Source organism: Photorhabdus sp. P32 (assembly GCF_038085095.1).
GTDB lineage: Bacteria > Pseudomonadota > Gammaproteobacteria > Enterobacterales > Enterobacteriaceae > Photorhabdus > Photorhabdus luminescens.
The window spans coordinates 65162-84373 of record NZ_JAZGJN010000281.1; the positions used below are offsets into that span (position 1 = coordinate 65162).

The window sequence follows — 19212 nt, forward strand, 5'->3', positions numbered from 1 at the left end:
TACTTATAAAAAAACCCGCAGATAGATCTGCGGGTTCATTTTATTAAGATGACAAATTCATTATCTCATGACAAAACTAAAACTTATGCCATTTGATTCTGATTCATTAACTCATTGAAAGTGGTTTCTTTTTCAGAAACTTTTGCTTTACCCAAAAGAACTTCAACAGCTTGTTCTTCCAGAGCAATATTACGAACATTGTTCATTAATTCTTGGTTTTTACCATAGAATTCGATCACTTCTTGAGGATCTTCATAGGCAGAAGCCATTTCCTCGATTAATGCTTTAACACGCTCTTCATCAGCTTTCAGTTCATTACTGCTGATAACTTCACCTAATAGCAGGCCAACCACAACGCGACGTTTAGCTTGTTCTTCAAACAGTTCACGAGGCAGTTCCAGAGCTTGTTTTTCATTGCCGCCAAAACGCTGAGCAGATTGACGACGCAGAACATCAATTTCGCTATCAACAACAGCGGCCGGAACGTCGATTTCGTTAGCCTTAACCAAGCCGTCGATAACCTGAGATTTAATACGGTTACGAACTGCATTTTTCAGTTCACGTTCCATATTTTTACGTACTTCTGTACGCAATCCCTCAACAGTGCCATCAGCGATACCGAAACGCTTGATAAATTCTTCAGTCAACTCCGGCAATTCACGCTGTTCTACTTTTTTCAACGTAATGGCAAACTTAGCAGCTTTACCTTTCAGATTTTCAGCGTGATAATCTTCTGGGAAGTTCACATCAATGGTAAATTCTTCCCCTGCTTTACGGCCAACAATGCCCTCTTCAAAACCTGGGATCATACGGCCCTGGCCCATAGCCAGAACAAAATCGGAAGCCTTACCGCCTTCAAACTCTTCGCCATCAATAGAGCCATTGAAGTCAACCGTAACACGATCTTCTGCACCAACAGCTTCTTCGGTTTCTTTCCAATTAGCCTGCTGCTTACGCAATGTTTCCAGCATTGCATCAACATCTTCATCTCTTACTTCGACAACAGGTTTTTCAACTTCAATGGCTTCCAGATCTTTCAATTCAACTTCTGGATAAACTTCAAACTCTACAGAGTAAGTGAAATCTTCACCATTTTTGAATTGTTCTGGCGCATAACTTGGCGCACCCGCTGGATTAATTTTTTGTTCGATGATGGCATTGATAAAGTTGCGTTGCATCAGATCACTCAAAACATCCTGAATAACAGAAGCACCGTAACGTTGTTTAACGATGTTCATAGGCACTTTGCCTTTACGGAAACCATCGATACGAACTTTTTTTGCTACATTGACCAACTCACTACTAACTGCTTTTTCAACATCGGCAGCAGGAACGGTGATTGTCACACGACGCCCAAGGCCTTGAGTGGTTTCAACAGAAACTTGCATCTTTTTACCTCAAAAAAATCATAGTGCTCGGTCAACTCCAGAGACCATACAACCAGCACATATTTTATGTACCAATCGCAACACTCTCTAAGAACCGGGGCGGTCGCATTTAAAAACCGAGAATCCCTGATGTCAGAAGCGTCCCGAAACCATTCTAAAAATTAGACGCGACATTATAGCGATGCAGACGGTGTGAGTCGAGAATTGCTGAAAAAAGGCCGAACTATTCATCAACTTCACAAGATAACGATTATTCAGCGGCTAAATTTGCATCCAAAATGGATCATATATAAAACATAAAAACGGCCCGAAGACCGTTCACTAAATTCATTCTATTGCGCAAGAAAACGACCCAAATTAAATATCAATCAGCGGATTTCAGGCAACAATATTACCCCCACGACATACCGGTGACGCTAAAACAGTATCCTGTAATTCATTCCACTCTTTTTCTGTATAAGTATGCAACGCCAAAGCATGAACACCTGCGGACAATTCTGCCGATAATGTGCTGTAAACAGAACGATGACGGTTCAGCATACGTTCACCAGCAAATTTATTACTGATGATGACAACTTTAAAATGGCTTTCAGAACCTACGGGTACATTGTGACGATAACTTTCATCAATGACCTCAAGATATGAGGGATTAAATGCAGCCTGTAATTTCTCTTCTATATCCTGACACACCATATCATTCTCCTTAACCGCACAGCAGTCGTACTGCCAACCATACTAATAATTTTAGTCTATTCTCCATGAGTTATAGCATCAACGCATTAAAATATCTTTTAATCGAATCCCACATCATAAGGTTTTTATATACGTTTACCCCATCAGGGATATGCCATGATCAAAAGGCAGTGCTATTATTGACGCAATTTATGCTATTGATAAGTATTACTGGACATCCTTATCACCGATGAGAAAATTAACATGTTGAAAAGAATCTTATTCCCATTCATTGCGCTTTTTCTACTTGCTGGTTGCGCCGCTCCCAACAATACCTTGACCATCGAACCTAAAATTACATTGCCAACAGCAGACCCAACGATGAGCGCGATTACCATCAGTATCAGCGGCGCCGACAATCGTCAATCTCAGACACTTGCTCAAGTTAACCGCAATGCAAAGCTGGAAATATTAAAACCATCCCGTGATCTGCGCTTTCTACTCCAGGAAATTCTGGAAAAACAGATGACCGCTCGCGGTTATATGATTGGCTCTCCAGCCAATGCCAATCTGCAAATTATTGTCAACAATTTATATGCAGACGTTAAAGAAGGCAGCCTGCGCCATAATATTTCAACAAAAGCCGATATTTCCATCATTAGTACAGCGCAAAATGGCAGTAAACAAGTCAAGAATTACCGCACTAGCTACAATGTACAAGGTCCTTTAAGCGCAACTAATGAGAAAATTGCTGATGCAGTCAATACTGTATTATCAGAAGTCATAGCCGATATGGCTCAAGATCCTTCCGTCAGTAATTTCATCAAACAAAATTCTCGCTAATTAAAGGATTAATTATTTACTCTGCCCGCTAAGGGCAGAGTTTCGGGAGGCACATGTCTTATCGTTATTTCACCGTTTTTACCCAACATAATTCACGAATTCTGCTTTTACTCGGCTTTGTTTCTGGTTTACCGCTCGCATTGACTGCCAGCACCCTGCAAGCATGGATGACCGTTGAAGACGTTGATCTTAAAACAATTGGCTTCTTTTCTCTTGTCGGCCAAGCGTATGTTTTCAAGTTTCTTTGGTCCCCTTTTATGGACCGATTTACCCTCCCTTTTCTTGGACGTCGCCGTGGTTGGCTACTTGCTACACAGTTATTACTCATAGCCAGTATTGCTGCAATGGGTTTTCTCCAACCATCCCAACATTTATGGTGGCTGGCCACACTAGCGGTAACCGTTGCTTTCTGCTCTGCATCACAGGATATCGTCTTTGATGCTTATAAAACCGATTTATTAAGTAGCGAAGAACGGGGCGTAGGCGCTGCCGTTTCGGTACTTGGTTATCGGTTAGCCATGTTAGTTTCAGGCGGGTTAGCATTATGGATCGCAGACCGCTATATTGGTTGGCAACATACCTACTGGTTAATGGCTGGATTGATGCTAATTGGCATCTATGCGACATTAAAAGCTAAAGAGCCTGAACTTGACGCTCTGCCGCCCAAAACACTCCAGCAAGCCGCAATAGAACCATTAGCCGATTTTTTTAATCGCAATAATGCATGGCTGATACTACTGTTAATTGTCATGTATAAAATGGGAGATGCCTTTGCTGCTAGCCTAAGTACCCCATTTCTGATCCGTGGTATTGGCTTTGATGCTGGTGAAGTTGGAGTGATCAACAAAACGCTAGGATTAGCAGCAACTATCGTTGGCGCATTATATGGTGGTTATTTGATGCAACAGTGGAATTTATTCCGCTCACTAATGATCTTTGGCATCTTTCAAGCGATTTCCAATATTGGATACTGGCTGTTATCCATTACTGACAAAAATATCTACACTATGGGCAGCGCCGTTTTTCTGGAAAACATCTGTGGCGGGATGGGAACCGCTGCGTTTGTCGCCCTACTGATGGCGTTATGTCATAAATCGTTCTCCGCGACACAATTTGCTTTATTATCTGCTTTATCTGCCGTTGGACGAGTCTATGTCGGCCCAATTGCGGGTTGGTTCGTTGAATTACATGGCTGGCCAAACTTCTATCTATTCTCTATTGCGGCCTCTGTTCCAGGATTATTACTGTTATTTATCTGCCGCCAGACTCTGGTTTATACCCAGCGAACTAACGATTTTATGCCACGTATTGAGTTCAAAAATTTCTATCGTCTAGCGCTTGGCTTACTATCATTAGCAAGTATCTTGCTCACATTTTGGTTACTTATCATCATCACCAATGCTCTTAACTGGACTCATGCGCCTGATCTGGCCGAAACATTACTATTATGGGGAGCACAGATCGGTATCACAAGCATCATTCTCGGTAGCTTTTTAGATTATCTTGCATTAAGAAGGTGCAAATTGGCTTAAAAGGTGAAAATATTAAGCTAATTTATCAAAGGTTGACGATCGTCTGCCTTTGATATCCCTGCCCTCTTTTAAAATATTTAAGTGATAGCGATCACACTTCAAATAGTCATTTGCCAAAAGTGCTATTTTCAAGTGATTATTTGATTGTTCAATATTTATATCTGCGTAGAATCAGACTACCATTTTAAGGGTTATTTAATATAGCTTTAAAACCCAAAACCTCTTTTCATGGATGCGTTAGAGAAATTTATGAGAACAACCATTCTAGCCACTGCTTTATTCACCACCGTCTCAGTCCCAGCTTATGCTGAATATCAAGGGGGCTTTGCTAATATCAGCATGAACTACCTTGACTGGACCAACCATACCACACACAAGTCAGGGCAAACCTCTCATAAAGACGACTTTGCCTATCTGGAACTGGAAGGCGGAGCCGGATTTGACTGGGGTGAATTATACGGGTTCTTTGATCTGGAAAATGCTTTCAACAGTCAGCACGCTGAACCAGGGGATAACCAAAGATACACTTTTAAAACCACCGGTCGCTTTTATCTGGCTGATACTGGTTTCAACCTCTATGGTCATGTTTACGGTACTTACTCGCTCCCAGGTACAGCGCATGGCGGGAACTTCCATGAGGTAAATACCCTCTATGGTATCGGCTACAACACTGATTTCGCCGGTGTCTGGTTTAAACCGTTCGTTGCGCTGCACTATGTTGACCAAACTTTCTACTCCGGTAATAACGGCTATGTCGTTGGTTGGGTTGCGGGTTACGACTTTCAACTCTGGGAAGAAAAATTCAGCATAACTAACTGGAATGAAATAGAACTTAACCGGAATGAACGCTACGGCAACGGTGGACGGAACGGTACCAACGGGGCAATAGCGTTATGGTGGACACCTCACCAATCCTTCACGACCGGTATTCAATATCGATATGCCGATCATAAATTAGGTGAAGACTTCTGGCAGGATGCGATTGTCTACTCCATTAAATATAACTTTTAATTATTGACTTTAATTGTGAGCTGCCAAAAGTGGCTCACAATTAATTTAATTCCTAAATAAAATGACCGCGGGGGAAATTTTTAAAGCAAATTTTTTATTTTTTTCCCTTTGCCTAAAAAATATAAAATGATTTAGTATAAATTCATATTTCCGCACTATTTCGTTACAATTAAATAACCTTTTCAAGCTAACCTCTGATTAATCTTACAGTTGCATGTGATCCCAGTAACATAAAGGGTTAACAACCCCTCAACTAACTATTACAAATGTTTACACTCCAGTAGCCTTACCGTAGAATGCCCGCACTGATGAAACGACAATAGAGCTTTTGTTATTTGGAGTCGTTAGATGAGACTTATGAAATACAATAAAAGTATTGGGATATTGTCAATACTAGCGGCTACTCTTATGCTGAGTGGCTGCGATATGGTATTGATGAATCCTAAAGGCGCTATCGGCGCTGAACAAAAAACGCTGATACTTACGGCTATTGGCCTGATGCTAATCATCGTTATTCCGGTGATCATCATGGCATTCACTTTTGCCCTGCGTTACCGCGAAGCCAACAAAAGTGCTACCTATCACCCTAACTGGGCACACTCAAATAAAATTGAGTTGGTAGTATGGACCGTTCCTATCATTATCATTATTATTTTAGCAACCATTACCTGGAAAACAACCCACGAGCTTGACCCATATAAACCACTGGTCAGTGATGAAAAACCAGTGACTATTGAAGTGATTTCTCTTGATTGGAAATGGCTATTCGTTTACCCGGAGCAAGGTATCGCTACAGTTAACGAAATTGCTTTCCCTGCCGGGGTCCCTATTAACTTCAAAATCACCTCTGATTCTGTGATGAACTCATTCTTCATCCCACAGTTAGGCGGTCAAATCTATGCAATGGCTGGCATGCAGACTAAACTTCACTTAATTGCCGATGAGCCTGGCACTTATAAAGGTTTGTCCAGCAGCTATAGCGGCCACGGCTTCTCCGGCATGAAATTTACTGCTACCGCTACCGCAGATCGTGAAGGTTTTGAACAGTGGGTTCAAAAAGTGAAAGCCTCCTCTAAAACCTTGGATACCATGCAAGCATTTAACGAGTTAGCTAAACAAAGCCAGAACCATCCGGTTGAATACTTCTCAAGCGTTAAGCCTAACCTGTATCAAGACATTATTGCCAAATTTATGGGCAACATGAATATGCATGGCGGCCACGGTGCAACGACAGGTCATAACATGAATATGAGCGAAACCGCTCATGCCGGAGTTGAGGAATAAAGTAATGTTGGGAAAATTAACACTTGATGCAATCCCATTGCATGAGCCCATTGTTATGGTCACTCTTGCAGGGATTCTCTTCGCAGGGCTCGCGATTGTCGGAGCCCTGACCTATTTCCGTAAATGGAAATGGCTGTGGAGCGAGTGGTTAACCAGCGTTGACCACAAAAAAATCGGTATTATGTACATTATCGTGGCACTGGTCATGATGCTCCGCGGCTTTGCCGATGCCATCATGATGCGCGGTCAACAGGCTGTCGCCTCTGCAAGTGAAGCAGGTGGTTTCCTGCCGCCGCATCACTATGATCAGATCTTTACCGCCCACGGCGTCATCATGATTTTCTTCATGGCGACACCGTTTGTTGTCGGCCTGATGAACGTCGTGGTTCCACTACAGATCGGCGCTCGTGACGTGGCATTCCCATTTCTGAACTCACTGAGCTTCTGGTTCTTCGTCGTTGGCGTTGCACTGATTAACATCTCTCTGGGTGTAGGTGAATTCGCTCAAACCGGTTGGTTAGCTTATCCTCCGCTCTCAGGTATAGAATATAGTCCCGGCGTTGGAGTCGATTATTGGATATGGAGTCTTCAGATATCCGGTATCGGCACCTTGCTGACAGGCGTTAACTTCTTTGCGACGATCCTGCGTATGCGTGCTCCTGGCATGTCCATGATGAAAATGCCTGTATTCTCTTGGGCAGCACTCTGTACTAACGTACTGATCATCGCCGCATTCCCGATTCTGACTGTTACCATTGCCCTACTAACCTTTGATCGCTACATGGGTACCCATTTCTTCACCAATGATATGGGCGGTAACATGATGATGTATATCAACCTGATATGGGCTTGGGGTCACCCTGAAGTTTATATTCTGGTGCTGCCAGTCTTTGGTGTTTTCTCTGAAGTGACTGCGACGTTCTCGAAAAAACGACTATTCGGCTACACTTCTCTGGTATGGGCAACCATTGCCATCACCGTATTGTCGTTTATCGTATGGCTGCATCACTTCTTTACGATGGGCTCCGGTGCGAATGTTAACGCCTTCTTCGGTATAGCCACCATGATTATCTCGATTCCGACAGGCGTTAAGATCTTCAACTGGCTGTTCACAATGTATCGAGGCCGTATTGAGTATAAAACACCGATGTTGTGGACTGTTGGCTTCATCGTCACCTTCTCTATCGGTGGTATGACTGGCGTTCTGCTGGCAGTTCCAGGTGCAAACTTCGTTCTGCATAACAGCTTGTTCCTGATTGCACACTTCCATAACGTGATCATCGGTGGTGTTGTCTTCGGTTGTTTCGCTGGTACTGCTTACTGGTTCCCGAAAGCTTTTGGTTTCACACTGAACGAAAAATGGGGTGTCCGCGCATTCTGGTTCTGGATCACCGGCTTCTTTATCGCCTTTATGCCAGTTTACGCGCTCGGCTTTATGGGGATGACCCGTCGTATCAGCCAAGATATCAACCCTGAATTCCATACTCTGCTGGTCGTTTCCGCGATTGGCGTCGCACTGATTGCCGTTGGTATCCTGTGTCAGGTCATTCAATTCTACGTTAGTATCCGTGACCGTGACCAAAACCGTGACCTGACCGGTGATCCTTGGGGCGGACGTACTCTGGAGTGGGCGACATCTTCTCCACCGCCGTTTTATAACTTTGCTGAAGTTCCACATGTTCAAACCCGTGATGCATGGTGGGATATGAAAGAAAAAGGCACAGCTTATAAACGTCCTGCTCAGTATGAAGAAATTCATATGCCTAAAAATGCCGGTGCGGGTGTAATCATTGCTGGCTTCAGCTTGCTATTCGGTTTCGCTATGATTTGGCATATCTGGTGGCTGGTTATCGCAAGCTTTGCAGGCATGATTATCACTTGGATCGCGAAAAGCTTTGATGAAGATGTTGATTACTACGTACCCGTTGCTGAAGTTGAGCAAATCGAGAATCAACACCATGAACAAATTAGCAAGGCAGGTCTGAACCATGTCAACTGAAACTATGACTAACCACAATCATGCCCACGAGCATCACGGGCACCACGATGCGGGAGCCACTAAAGTATTCGGTTTCTGGATCTATTTGATGAGTGACTGTATTTTGTTCGCATGTCTATTTGCGACTTATGCAGTACTCGTTAACGGAACCGCGGGCGGCTCATCTGGCAAAGAACTTTTCGACCTCTCTTTCGTATTGGTCGAAACTTTCCTACTGCTATTCAGTAGTATCACTTATGGCTTTGCCATGTTAGGCATGAATAAAGGAAAAGTCGGCCAGGTTAACGCCTGGCTTGCCATGACTTTTCTGTTTGGCCTTGGCTTCGTGGCGATGGAATTGTATGAATTCCATCACTTGATTATTGACGGCCACGGCCCTGACCGCAGTGCATTCTTGTCTGGATTCTTCGCATTGGTTGCTACTCACGGTATCCACGTTACCTGTGGTCTGGTCTGGATTATCATTATGATAATCCAAGTAACCCGCCGCGGTTTAACTGATGTCAATAAAACCCGTCTGAACTGCCTGAGCTTGTTCTGGCACTTCTTGGATGTGGTATGGATCTGTGTATTTACCGTTGTTTATCTGTTAGGAGCTATGTAATGAGTCATTCCAATACCGCTCATACTGGAGCTAGCCACGGTAGCCTGAAGTCTTATCTGATCGGCTTTATTCTTTCAGTAATCCTGACAGTGATTCCGTTCTGGATGGTAATGGATGGTTCTGCCTCCCATACGACTATCCTGACAACAGTAGTCGCTCTGGCTGTGGTGCAGATTATTGTTCATTTTATCTACTTCCTGCACATGAACACTTCGTCAGAAGAGCGCTGGAACTTAGTAGCATTGCTGTTCACCATTTTAATTATCGGTATTGTTGTTGTTGGCTCACTATGGATTATGTACAACCTCAACATTAATATGATGGTTGATTAAAGAGCTGCATATATGATTAAGCAATACCTGCAAGTAACTAAACCAGGAATTATTTTCGGCAATTTAATTTCTGTGATCGGTGGTTTTCTACTCGCCTCGAAAGGGGTGATTGATTACCCTTTGTTCATCTCGACTCTGCTCGGCGTTTCATTAGTCGTGGCTTCTGGTTGTGTATTTAACAATTACATTGACCGTGACATTGATCGGATCATGGAAAGAACAAAAAACCGTGTCCTTGTAAAAGGACTTATTGATCCGAAAATCAGCCTGATTTATGCATCAATACTGGGTATTGCTGGCATAGTGCTGCTCTATGCAGCAGCCAATGCTTTAGCAATGCAATTAGCGATTATCGGTTTTGTTGTCTATGTAGGGGTTTACAGCCTCTATATGAAAAGGAAATCTGTTTATGGCACGTTGATCGGCAGTTTGTCCGGTGCTGCACCTCCGGTTATCGGTTACTGCGCAGTGACTGGTCAGTTTGATACGGGCGCGTTGATCCTGTTACTGATTTTCAGCCTGTGGCAAATGCCGCACTCCTATGCTATTGCTATTTTTCGCTTCAAAGATTACCAGGCAGCCAACATTCCTGTACTGCCCGTGATTAAAGGCATATCTGTGGCGAAAAACCACATTATCCTTTATATCCTGGCATTTATGATTGCAACCCTTATGTTAGCCATCAGCGGTTACGCTGGTTATAAATATTTGGTTGTTGCAGCAGCAGTAAGCGTCTGGTGGCTAGGAATGGCGTTATCCGGTTACAAAACTGATAATGACCGCATTTGGGCCCGTAAATTATTTATATTTTCCATTGTGGCAATCACTTCCCTGAGTGTCATGATGTCTATTGACCCGCATGTGCCCTCAGAAGCCTTCCTAACTTACGTCCGGTAATTTTCCCTGATGGCAGTGGCTACCCCTCTGCCATCAGTTTCCTTCCGGCTTATTTATCCCTTCTCCTTAATACTTCAATATTATTAATTCAATTAACTATTTACCCCTTATTGAAAACCTATCTACAATGACGCATCAAAATATTTCGAGGTAATCATGAACGATAATAAAATGACGCCACTGGAGCTTCGGGCGACATGGGGCCTAGGTTCAGTTTTTTCTCTACGAATGCTAGGCATGTTCATGGTTCTTCCTGTATTAACAACCTATGGCCTTCATCTAAAAGATGCCACTGAAACACTTATTGGCATCGCCATTGGCATTTATGGTTTAACCCAGGCAATTTTCCAGATCCCTGTCGGCCTGCTTTCTGACAAAATTGGTCGTAAGCCCTTAATTGTTGGCGGGCTACTGCTATTCATTTTTGGCAGTATTATTGCTGCTCTCAGTGATTCCATTTGGGGCATAATAATTGGGAGAGCGTTACAAGGCGCTGGAGCGATATCTGCTGCAATTATGGCGCTACTTTCTGATTTAACCCGTGAACAAAATCGAACTAAAGCGATGGCTTTTATTGGCATTAGCTTCGGAATAACTTTCGCCATAGCCATTGTACTCGGCCCAATTCTTACACACGCCATTGGATTAAATGGCCTATTTTGGGGAATTACCATTCTGGCCGGTAGCGGTATTCTGATAACATTATTTGCTGTTCCTTCCACAGATAAACACATTCTTAACCGTGAATCAGGCATTGCTCGTCACAGTTTTAGTAAGGTTCTGGATGATAGCCAATTGCTGAAACTTAACTTTGGCATTTTCAGTTTGCACACTTTGCTAATGGCAAGTTTTGTCGCCCTTCCCTTGGTGATGCAACAAGCAGGATTCCCTACCCAACAACATTGGAAGGTTTACCTGATCACTATGCTAGTTTCATTCTTATCTGTTTTACCTTTCATTATTTACGCAGAAAAAAAGCGCCGCATGAAACAAGTGTTTTCACTGTGTATCACTATGTTGCTGATTGCTGAAATTGTATTGTGGGCGGCGGGACATCACTTATGGGTAATTTTTATCGGCATACAAATTTTCTTTATTGCTTTCAATGTAATGGAAGCTCTCCTGCCATCACTTATCAGTAAAGAAGCACCCGCGGGTTATAAAGGTACAGCAATGGGTATCTACTCCACCAGCCAATTTTTAGGTGTCGCTTTAGGGGGCGGCCTTGGTGGTTGGTTATATGAATTAAAAGGAGCGCCGTTGGTATTTATGGCAGGTATCGTTCTGACAATCATTTGGCTCATTATCAGCACAACAATGAAACAACCTCCTTATGTCAGCAGCATCAGAATTTCTCTACCAGAAAACATAGTAAATAAAGCATTACTGGAACAAAAAATTCTTGTTCAACCCGGCGTTTGTGACGTCGTTATTGTGCCGGAAGAGCATAGCGCTTACATAAAAGTAGATACTAAGTTGACAAGCAGAGCGCAACTCGAACAATTGATCGCGAATAATAATGACACGATAGATTAAGTATCAAACCAGATAACCCCTACTCACTCCGATTCGACATTAAGGCAAACTGGGAGTAGGATTCCTGGTCCGGAATACCCACTCCACATTAGACTAGATATATCAATTTATTTGGCTGAAAATCAATCCCGGAAATTCGTAAACTGGAATGGCTGTCCCAGTTCTGCGCCGCGAACCAATGCCATAACACTTTGCAAATCATCACGAGCTTTACCTGTTACTCGCACCTGCTCACCCTGAATCTGTGCCTGCACTTTCAGCTTACTATCTTTAATTAATTTCACGATCTTTTTCGCCGTAGGAGTATCTATTCCTTGCGTCAAAGTCGCTTCAACGCTGTAAGTCTTACCACTGTGCAACATATCATCAGGGATATTCAATGCAGCACCATCGATACCACGTTTAGCCAGCTTTTCACGTATAATATCAACCAACTGATTTACCTGAAAATCTGACTCACTGGCAATCTTAATAGATTCATTTTTTTCATTTAATTCGAAACTGGCGTTGACATTACGGAAATCCCAACGGCTAGCAAGCTCGCGCTGCGCATTTTCTACCGCGTTGCGAACTTCATGCATATCAATTTCTGAAACAATATCGAAAGATGGCATTATCCATGACCTCCTGATAATCAATAAGTTGGCATGATAACCGCTTTCCATTGCCAGCAAAAGCTCTATACTTGGATTAGCGGGATCTTATTATTTCTATTCATTATCATAATAGCGTCTCTCCCGGAGGATCGTATGAAGATAACCGTTCTTGGCTGCGGCGCTATAGGAAAACTGTGGCTGGCAGCATTATCACAACAAAAACATCAAGTACAAGGTTGGCTAAAAAGTTCCCGGTCTTATTTATCTGTTCATATTGATGAAATGAACGGGGAAGTATTCAACCAGACAATCCCAACTAATAACAGCGACCATCTTGCTAATAGCGAATTACTGATTGTCTGTCTGAAAGCATGGCAAGTCGCTGATGCAGTGAATAATTTACTCCCTAAGCTTTCACCTAATTGCCCAATTTTATTACTACACAACGGCATGGGTACCCAAGAAGAACTATTATCAGCGCCTAATCCAATACTTCTTGGCGTCACGACACATGGCGCATATCAGGATGACCAACAGGTTTATCATACCGCTTCCGGGCTAACCCATATTGGCTCAGCAACGTCAAATGCAACTGGGCTTAGCTCTCTGGCTAATGTATTACACCGATCTTTGCCAGATGTTGCATGGCATAACGAAATTCACTCTATTAGTTGGCTGAAACTTGCTGCTAACTGTGTCGTAAACCCGCTGACTGCACTTTATGAATGCCGGAATGGAGATTTGCTTCGCTACCCGGAACAATTGAATATTTTGTGCGAAGAAATTATTCAGGTTATGCAACGAGAAAACATACATACCACTATCGATAACCTGATTGCCTATGTCTACGATGTGATTAAGCTTACCGCAAAAAATTACTCTTCCATGTTGCAGGATGTCCGCGCAAAACGTCGCACTGAAATTGACTATATCACCGGTTATTTATTACTCCGGGCCCGTGCACATGGCCTGGCAGCCCCTGAAAATACCCGTATCTATAACCTAGTTAAACATAAGGAAAGATGATTATGAACCCTTCAACACTCATCTGCCTGGCTCACGGTAGTGAAGAAACAGAAGCCGTTACAACTATTGATTTACTGGTACGTGCTGGCATCAGTGTTACGATCGCCAGCACCGCCAGCGATGGAGAACTGGTTTTAACTTGCTCCAGAGGTGTAAAATTGGTTGCTGATGTGCCTCTGGAAAAAGTTATTGATGAATCTTTCGATGCCATCATCTTACCCGGCGGTATGCAAGGCGCCGAGTGTTTCCGTGATAACCCACTCGTTATCGAAAAAATCCGCAAGGCACATTATCAAGGGAAAATTATTGCTGCAATTTGTGCCGTACCTGCTATCGTACTTGAACACCATAATTTATTCCCTACTGGCAAAATGACCGGTTACCCCGATTTGCAAGACAAAATTTCGTCCGATAAATGGATTGATTGCAGAGTCTGTTTTGATGATCACGTCAATCTATTGACCAGTCAGGGGCCAGCGACAGCTTTCGATTTCGCATTAAAACTCATCGAATTATTAAAAGGACGAGAAACGGCAGCAGAGGTGGCGGCTCAACTCATATTGCCACTCGGTGTATATTCTTATCAGGACTGAAAAAATAGCCAAAAGCATCTTACTTTATACGATTCGGGGTTCACGTAATAGGAACCCCGAAATGTATAATTAAAGCAATTAAGGACGATAAACTTTCACGTTATCAAAACCCTGCTCAGATAAATAGAGTGCCTGCAAACGACTCATTACTCCACGTTCACAATAAAGCAGATAAGTCTTCTCCTTTGGCAAATCACCAAACTGGCTACTCAACTTATAGAATGGCAATGATTTGATTTCCACACCATTTAATTGCAATGGCCGATCATCTTGTTCATCAGGCGAACGAATATCCAATAACACATCCGTTGGAGCGAACGCTGTCACCGTTTCAATTTCAACTACTTGTTCATTGCTTTGTTCTGCGATCTGGCGAATATCAATATTCTGGGCTTCACCGACAACTTTTTCCAAAATATTAAAATCGAAATTGGCCTCTTCTGCTTCAATTTTAGCTTTAACGGCTTTTACTGTCGGGCTTTTGGAAATAACACCACAGAATTCAGGCATTGTACGGGCAAAATCCTCAGTGCCAATTTCACGTGCCAACCTGATAATGCGCTCTTTATCATGAGAAATCAGCGGCCGCAGAATCAATGTATCCGATGCATTATCAATTAAACGCAAATTAGTGAGTGTCTGGCTGGAAACTTGCCCCAAAGCCTCACCGGTAACAATCGCCTGTACGCCATAACGCTCTGCAACTTTAGATGCCGCTCTTACCATCATCCGTTTAAGCACCACCCCCATTTGGCCGTCATCAATTTTTTCCAAAATTTCAGCGACAACAGGTTCAAAATCCACCGCAACGAAACGGACTTTATGGGAACTGCCAAAACGATTCCAAAGATAATGAGCAACCTGCTTCACGCCAATTTCATGAGCAGAACCGCCAAGATTGAAAAAGCAATAGTGAACACGGCAGCCACGACGCATTAGCATATAGCTGGAAACACCAGAATCAAAACCCCCGGAAATTAGAGATAATACATCTTCCTGCGTTCCGATAGGAAAACCACCAATCCCCTCATAACGGGCTTTTACCAGAATCAGTACATCCTGATCAATTTCCAGATTAACAGTCACATCAGGATGATTAAGTTTTACCTTCGCGGATTCAATATGCTGGTTTAAACCGCCACCGACATAACGTTCTACTTCATTGGAAGTAAATGCATGTTTACCACGGCGCTTTACCCGAACACAAAATGTCTTATTGTGGAGCGATTCGCCATAAGCTTCATAAGCTTGTTCAAAGATATGATGCATGTCACGAAACTCACGCTCCTCTACTTGCAGAATATGATGAATGCCGGGGATACGTGTCAGCGCATCACAAATTTGAGCGCCAAGGTTTTCATCTTTAGTACGAACTTCGATATTATCCCAATGGCGAACCACTGCAATATTATCTCCTAACGTCTTAAGCACATTGCGAATATTACTGGCAAGAATTTTAATAAAGCGCAAACGAACAGTTTGGCTCTTGATCGTGATTTCCGGGAATAATTTAATAATAAACTTCATAGTGAGTTATAGTAGTGGTTAGGCGTTTTGATAAATAAACCTGACAGTATGCCCGGTCGTCAAATCAGGCTGCGCAGTATAACACTATCTCGTTGGTATAGCGCGTAGAAAAAGCAAAATCAGTTAAGGATTTGTTTGCACCAGCATAATAAGATAGTCTGCAACCCTTAGGCGAACTCTGTAAATAGTAAAAAATTATGCCAAAGAAAAATGCAATATCAGCAAGTACAAACAGTACGCCAGAAACTGCACCGGCAATGACATTTGAAAGCTCATTAAAAGAGCTGGAACAAATCGTCGCCCGGCTGGAATCAGGCGAACTGGCACTGGAAGAAGCCCTAAGCGAGTTTGAGCGTGGCATTCAATTAGCCCGCCAAGGACAACAGACTTTACAGCAAGCAGAACAGCGAGTGCAAATTCTGCTTAACGATGACCCCCAATCTCCACTGAGTCACTTCTCCCCGGATACTGAATAAGCCTATGTCTGAACAAAATTCAACCCAATTTAAAGAACAGCTTAAAATCTGTCAACAACGAGTCAATAACGTTCTGATAAGCACACTATCTTCACTGGCATTTGCAGACAGCCCACTAGTTCACGCGATGCAACATGGTACTTTACTTGGTGGTAAACGCCTGCGCCCATTTTTGGTCTATGCAGTCGGTGAAATGTTTGGATTATCCGCAGATAATCTGGACGCGCCGGCAGCGGCCGTTGAATGTATTCACGCCTATTCATTAATACATGACGACCTACCTGCGATGGATAACGATGATTTACGCCGTGGACAACCGACCTGCCACATAAAATTTGGTGAAGCTCACGCAATTCTGGCGGGAGATGCATTACAAGCTCTGGCGTTTGAAATCCTATCTAAAAGAGAAATGCCGGATGTTACAACAGCAGATCGCCTCGCAATGCTTGCTGAATTGGCAACCGCCAGTGGCATAGCCGGTATGTGCGGCGGCCAAGCCCTGGACTTGGCCGCGGAAAGCAAACACATTGATCTCCATATGCTGGAGCAAATTCATCGCCATAAAACGGGGGCGCTTATTCGTTCCGCCGTCAGAATGGGCGCATATAGTGCCGGTCAACGTGGTCATGATGCCCTGCCTGAATTGGATCAATATGCCCAAGCGATTGGTCTCGCATTCCAAGTTCATGACGATATTCTTGATGTCATTGGCGATACCGAAATGATAGGAAAACGCCAAGGCAGCGACCAACAGTTAAGAAAAAGCACCTACCCTGCATTACTGGGGTTAGAACAAGCACAGAAAAAAGCATACGAACTGTATCAAGAAGCCTTAAAAGCCCTGAGCAAACTGGAAGATAAATCCTATAACACAACAATGCTGCGCGCACTTGCCAGCTTTATTATTGAACGTAACAATTAAGGTCTGCCGGTAAACTCACCCACTGGCAGCGCTATTTAAATAAACACTTCTTAACGAGCATCAAATGAGCATTGATATAGCCAAATACCCCACATTGGCATTAGCGGAAAACCCTGAAGAACTTCGTATGTTACCAAAAGAGAGCTTGCCGAAGTTATGTGATGAACTTCGGCAATTCCTGCTAAACAGTGTCAGTCGCTCTAGTGGTCATTTTGCCTCCGGTCTTGGTACCGTTGAGCTGACTGTGGCGCTGCATTATGTCTACAAAACGCCTTTCGACAAATTGGTATGGGACGTCGGCCATCAGGCTTATCCTCACAAAATCCTGACAGGACGCCGAGATCGTATTGATACGATTCGTCAAAAAAATGGGCTTCACCCTTTCCCGTGGAGAGATGAAAGTGAATACGACACTTTATGTGTTGGTCACTCATCAACCTCTATCAGTGCGGGATTAGGTATGGCAATTGCCGCTCAACGCGAAGGCAAAGGCCGTCGTACAGTTTGTGTTATCGGTGATGGCGCAATAACAGCAGGTATGGCTTTTGAAGCAATGAACCATGCCGGGGATATCGACCCGGATATGTTAGTCATTCTTAACGACAACGAAATGTCTATCTCAGAGAATGTTGGCGCGTTAAATAACCATCTGGCTCAGCTTCTTTCCGGTAAACTCTACACCACATTGCGGGAAGGCGGGAAAAAAGTCTTTTCCAACCTGCCGCCGATTAAAGAGCTACTGAAAAAAACTGAAGAACATATTAAAGGCATGGTCGTTCCCGGCACGCTATTTGAAGAGCTGGGTTTTAATTATATTGGCCCCATTGACGGACATGATGTACTGACATTGACCCAAACGCTGAAAAATATGCGTGAACTGAAAGGGCCACAGCTACTGCACATCATGACCAAAAAGGGTCGTGGCTATGCACCTGCCGAAAAAGATCCTATCAGTTGGCATGCGGTACCTAAATTTGATCCGACCACTGGCGCATTACCTAAAAGCTCAGATAACCGCCCTACTTTCTCCAAAATCTTTGGAGACTGGTTATGCGAAGAGGCCGCTACCGACAAAAAACTGATGGCAATCACACCGGCCATGCGTGAAGGCTCTGGTATGGTGCGTTTTTCCCGCGAATATCCTGATCAATACTTTGATGTCGCCATTGCAGAGCAACATGCCGTGACTTTTGCCGCTGGCTTGGCGATTGGTGGTTACAAGCCGATTGTCGCCATCTATTCAACATTCCTCCAACGTGCTTATGACCAGGTTATTCATGATGTCGCCATTCAGAATCTACCTGTTTTATTTGCAATAGATCGCGGCGGTATCGTGGGTGCTGATGGTCAGACACATCAAGGCGCTTTTGATCTCTCATTCCTCCGTTGCATCCCCAACATGGTCATTATGGCGCCCAGTGATGAGAACGAATGCCGCCAGATGCTACACACTGGCTATCATTATCAGCAAGGTCCAGTAGCCGTGCGCTATCCACGAGGAACCGGAACGGGGGCGGAACGACAACCATTTGAACAATTGCCAATTGGCAAAGGTATTATTCGCCGTCAGGGTAAGAAAGTAGCAATCCTGAATTTTGGTACTCTATTACCCGATGCAATAACCGCGGCAGAATCACTGGATGCAACTGTTGTCGATATGCGCTTTATTAAACCACTGGATAAAGAATTGGTATTAGACATGGCCGATAACCATGATTTATTGGTCACGTTGGAAGAAAATGCCATTATGGGCGGCGCTGGAAGTGGCGTTAATGAACTATTAATGCAGGAAGGCCGACTGGTGCAGATTCTGAATATTGGCTTGCCTGACCAATTTATACCACAAGGTAGCCAGGAAGAAATCAGAGCGGATTTAGGACTTGATGCCGCAGGTATTCAGAATAGCATCAATAAAAGGCTATTTTCCTGAGTGTATAAGGGTAATAGGGTATTTATCCTATTATCCTATTATCC

Annotated in this window: 17 protein-coding genes and 1 pseudogene; 14 read left to right on the forward strand and 4 right to left on the reverse strand. The window is 43.5% G+C overall.

The genetic code is table 11. The annotated features are described in order from the left end of the window. Window positions 1–83: 83 nt before the first annotated feature. Both tig and bolA read right to left on the reverse strand, forming a co-directional pair. Window positions 84–1388: a trigger factor gene (gene tig, locus V2H77_RS16715; RefSeq protein WP_341499704.1), complete on the reverse strand. Its 1305-nt coding sequence runs from the start codon at window positions 1386–1388 to the stop codon at window positions 84–86. A 378-nt stretch (window positions 1389–1766) separates the two neighbouring features. Beyond that, window positions 1767–2081, reverse strand: coding sequence for a transcriptional regulator BolA (bolA, locus tag V2H77_RS16720; protein ID WP_049582569.1), 315 nt, complete (start codon window positions 2079–2081; stop codon window positions 1767–1769). Window positions 2082–2324: 243 nt separating this feature from the next. Between bolA and V2H77_RS16725 the strand changes: the two genes are divergently transcribed. The 9 genes from V2H77_RS16725 (at window position 2325) to V2H77_RS16765 (ending at window position 12098) form a co-directional block, all read left to right on the forward strand. After that, a complete protein-coding gene (locus V2H77_RS16725) occupies window positions 2325–2903 on the forward strand; it encodes a lipoprotein (RefSeq protein WP_341499705.1) in 579 nt (192 codons plus the stop codon). Between the two features lie 53 nt (window positions 2904–2956). Continuing rightward, entirely contained in the window at window positions 2957–4435 is a 1479-nt protein-coding gene (ampG, locus tag V2H77_RS16730) for a muropeptide MFS transporter AmpG (protein ID WP_341499706.1), read from the forward strand. A 249-nt stretch (window positions 4436–4684) separates the two neighbouring features. Next, complete coding sequence (locus tag V2H77_RS16735) at window positions 4685–5446, forward strand: nucleoside-specific channel-forming Tsx family protein (protein ID WP_265378726.1); 762 nt, start codon at window positions 4685–4687, stop codon at window positions 5444–5446. A 348-nt stretch (window positions 5447–5794) separates the two neighbouring features. Further along, entirely contained in the window at window positions 5795–6730 is a 936-nt protein-coding gene (cyoA, locus tag V2H77_RS16740; RefSeq protein WP_341499707.1) for a cytochrome o ubiquinol oxidase subunit II, read from the forward strand. A 4-nt stretch (window positions 6731–6734) separates the two neighbouring features. Continuing rightward, on the forward strand, window positions 6735–8729 hold the full coding sequence (gene cyoB, locus V2H77_RS16745) for a cytochrome o ubiquinol oxidase subunit I (protein WP_341499708.1): 1995 nt from the start codon (window positions 6735–6737) through the stop codon (window positions 8727–8729). Continuing rightward, window positions 8719–9333, forward strand: a complete 615-nt coding sequence (locus tag V2H77_RS16750) for a cytochrome o ubiquinol oxidase subunit III (protein WP_265512742.1) — start codon at window positions 8719–8721, stop codon at window positions 9331–9333. Before cyoB ends, V2H77_RS16750 begins: the two co-directional genes overlap by 11 nt. Beyond that, window positions 9333–9665 (forward strand): cytochrome o ubiquinol oxidase subunit IV, encoded by a 333-nt coding sequence (locus V2H77_RS16755; protein WP_049582576.1) that lies wholly within the window; start codon window positions 9333–9335, stop codon window positions 9663–9665. The genes V2H77_RS16750 and V2H77_RS16755 overlap by 1 nt, the downstream gene beginning before the upstream one ends. Before the next feature lie 12 nt (window positions 9666–9677). Continuing rightward, complete coding sequence (cyoE, locus tag V2H77_RS16760; protein ID WP_011148018.1) at window positions 9678–10562, forward strand: heme o synthase; 885 nt, start codon at window positions 9678–9680, stop codon at window positions 10560–10562. A gap of 156 nt (window positions 10563–10718) precedes the next feature. Beyond that, window positions 10719–12098: an MFS transporter gene (locus tag V2H77_RS16765; RefSeq protein WP_341499709.1), complete on the forward strand. Its 1380-nt coding sequence runs from the start codon at window positions 10719–10721 to the stop codon at window positions 12096–12098. A 122-nt stretch (window positions 12099–12220) separates the two neighbouring features. Here the strand turns inward: V2H77_RS16765 and V2H77_RS16770 are convergent, their stop codons facing one another. Continuing rightward, window positions 12221–12712, reverse strand: coding sequence for a YajQ family cyclic di-GMP-binding protein (locus V2H77_RS16770; RefSeq protein ID WP_265378722.1), 492 nt, complete (start codon window positions 12710–12712; stop codon window positions 12221–12223). Window positions 12713–12847: 135 nt separating this feature from the next. Between V2H77_RS16770 and panE the strand changes: the two are divergent. Next, window positions 12848–13760 (forward strand): annotated as a pseudogene (panE, locus tag V2H77_RS16775) (2-dehydropantoate 2-reductase). Further along, entirely contained in the window at window positions 13723–14313 is a 591-nt protein-coding gene (gene yajL / locus V2H77_RS16780) for a protein deglycase YajL (protein WP_341499710.1), read from the forward strand. The pseudogene panE and the gene yajL overlap by 38 nt, the downstream one beginning before the upstream one ends. Window positions 14314–14391: 78 nt before the next feature. On the opposite strand, the gene thiI is transcribed toward yajL, so the two are convergent. Next, window positions 14392–15840 carry a tRNA uracil 4-sulfurtransferase ThiI gene (gene thiI, locus V2H77_RS16785; protein ID WP_341499711.1) on the reverse strand — a complete coding sequence of 483 codons (1449 nt, stop codon included), beginning with the start codon at window positions 15838–15840 and terminating at the stop codon, window positions 14392–14394. Window positions 15841–16037: 197 nt separating this feature from the next. Here thiI and xseB point away from each other — a divergent pair, with 197 nt between their 5' ends. The 3 genes from xseB (at window position 16038) to dxs (ending at window position 19168) form a co-directional block, all read left to right on the forward strand. Beyond that, on the forward strand, window positions 16038–16316 hold the full coding sequence (xseB, locus tag V2H77_RS16790) for an exodeoxyribonuclease VII small subunit (protein WP_341499712.1): 279 nt from the start codon (window positions 16038–16040) through the stop codon (window positions 16314–16316). 4 nt (window positions 16317–16320) lie between these two features. Next, window positions 16321–17238 carry a (2E,6E)-farnesyl diphosphate synthase gene (gene ispA / locus V2H77_RS16795; protein WP_341499713.1) on the forward strand — a complete coding sequence of 306 codons (918 nt, stop codon included), beginning with the start codon at window positions 16321–16323 and terminating at the stop codon, window positions 17236–17238. Between the two features lie 64 nt (window positions 17239–17302). Then, window positions 17303–19168 carry a 1-deoxy-D-xylulose-5-phosphate synthase gene (dxs, locus tag V2H77_RS16800; protein WP_341499714.1) on the forward strand — a complete coding sequence of 622 codons (1866 nt, stop codon included), beginning with the start codon at window positions 17303–17305 and terminating at the stop codon, window positions 19166–19168. Window positions 19169–19212 lie beyond the last annotated feature (44 nt).

What these genes read in the sequence shown, in the direction of transcription:
- tig (WP_341499704.1), bottom strand. Translation starts at nt 1,388, where the DNA reads ATGCAAGTTTCTGTTGAAACCACTCAAGGCCTTGGGCGTCGTGTGACA.
- bolA (WP_049582569.1), bottom strand. Translation starts at nt 2,081, where the DNA reads ATGGTGTGTCAGGATATAGAAGAGAAATTACAGGCTGCATTTAATCCC.
- V2H77_RS16725 (WP_341499705.1), top strand. Translation starts at nt 2,325, where the DNA reads ATGTTGAAAAGAATCTTATTCCCATTCATTGCGCTTTTTCTACTTGCT.
- ampG (WP_341499706.1), top strand. Translation starts at nt 2,957, where the DNA reads ATGTCTTATCGTTATTTCACCGTTTTTACCCAACATAATTCACGAATT.
- V2H77_RS16735 (WP_265378726.1), top strand. Translation starts at nt 4,685, where the DNA reads ATGAGAACAACCATTCTAGCCACTGCTTTATTCACCACCGTCTCAGTC.
- cyoA (WP_341499707.1), top strand. Translation starts at nt 5,795, where the DNA reads ATGAGACTTATGAAATACAATAAAAGTATTGGGATATTGTCAATACTA.
- cyoB (WP_341499708.1), top strand. Translation starts at nt 6,735, where the DNA reads ATGTTGGGAAAATTAACACTTGATGCAATCCCATTGCATGAGCCCATT.
- V2H77_RS16750 (WP_265512742.1), top strand. Translation starts at nt 8,719, where the DNA reads ATGTCAACTGAAACTATGACTAACCACAATCATGCCCACGAGCATCAC.
- V2H77_RS16755 (WP_049582576.1), top strand. Translation starts at nt 9,333, where the DNA reads ATGAGTCATTCCAATACCGCTCATACTGGAGCTAGCCACGGTAGCCTG.
- cyoE (WP_011148018.1), top strand. Translation starts at nt 9,678, where the DNA reads ATGATTAAGCAATACCTGCAAGTAACTAAACCAGGAATTATTTTCGGC.
- V2H77_RS16765 (WP_341499709.1), top strand. Translation starts at nt 10,719, where the DNA reads ATGAACGATAATAAAATGACGCCACTGGAGCTTCGGGCGACATGGGGC.
- V2H77_RS16770 (WP_265378722.1), bottom strand. Translation starts at nt 12,712, where the DNA reads ATGCCATCTTTCGATATTGTTTCAGAAATTGATATGCATGAAGTTCGC.
- yajL (WP_341499710.1), top strand. Translation starts at nt 13,723, where the DNA reads ATGAACCCTTCAACACTCATCTGCCTGGCTCACGGTAGTGAAGAAACA.
- thiI (WP_341499711.1), bottom strand. Translation starts at nt 15,840, where the DNA reads ATGAAGTTTATTATTAAATTATTCCCGGAAATCACGATCAAGAGCCAA.
- xseB (WP_341499712.1), top strand. Translation starts at nt 16,038, where the DNA reads ATGCCAAAGAAAAATGCAATATCAGCAAGTACAAACAGTACGCCAGAA.
- ispA (WP_341499713.1), top strand. Translation starts at nt 16,321, where the DNA reads ATGTCTGAACAAAATTCAACCCAATTTAAAGAACAGCTTAAAATCTGT.
- dxs (WP_341499714.1), top strand. Translation starts at nt 17,303, where the DNA reads ATGAGCATTGATATAGCCAAATACCCCACATTGGCATTAGCGGAAAAC.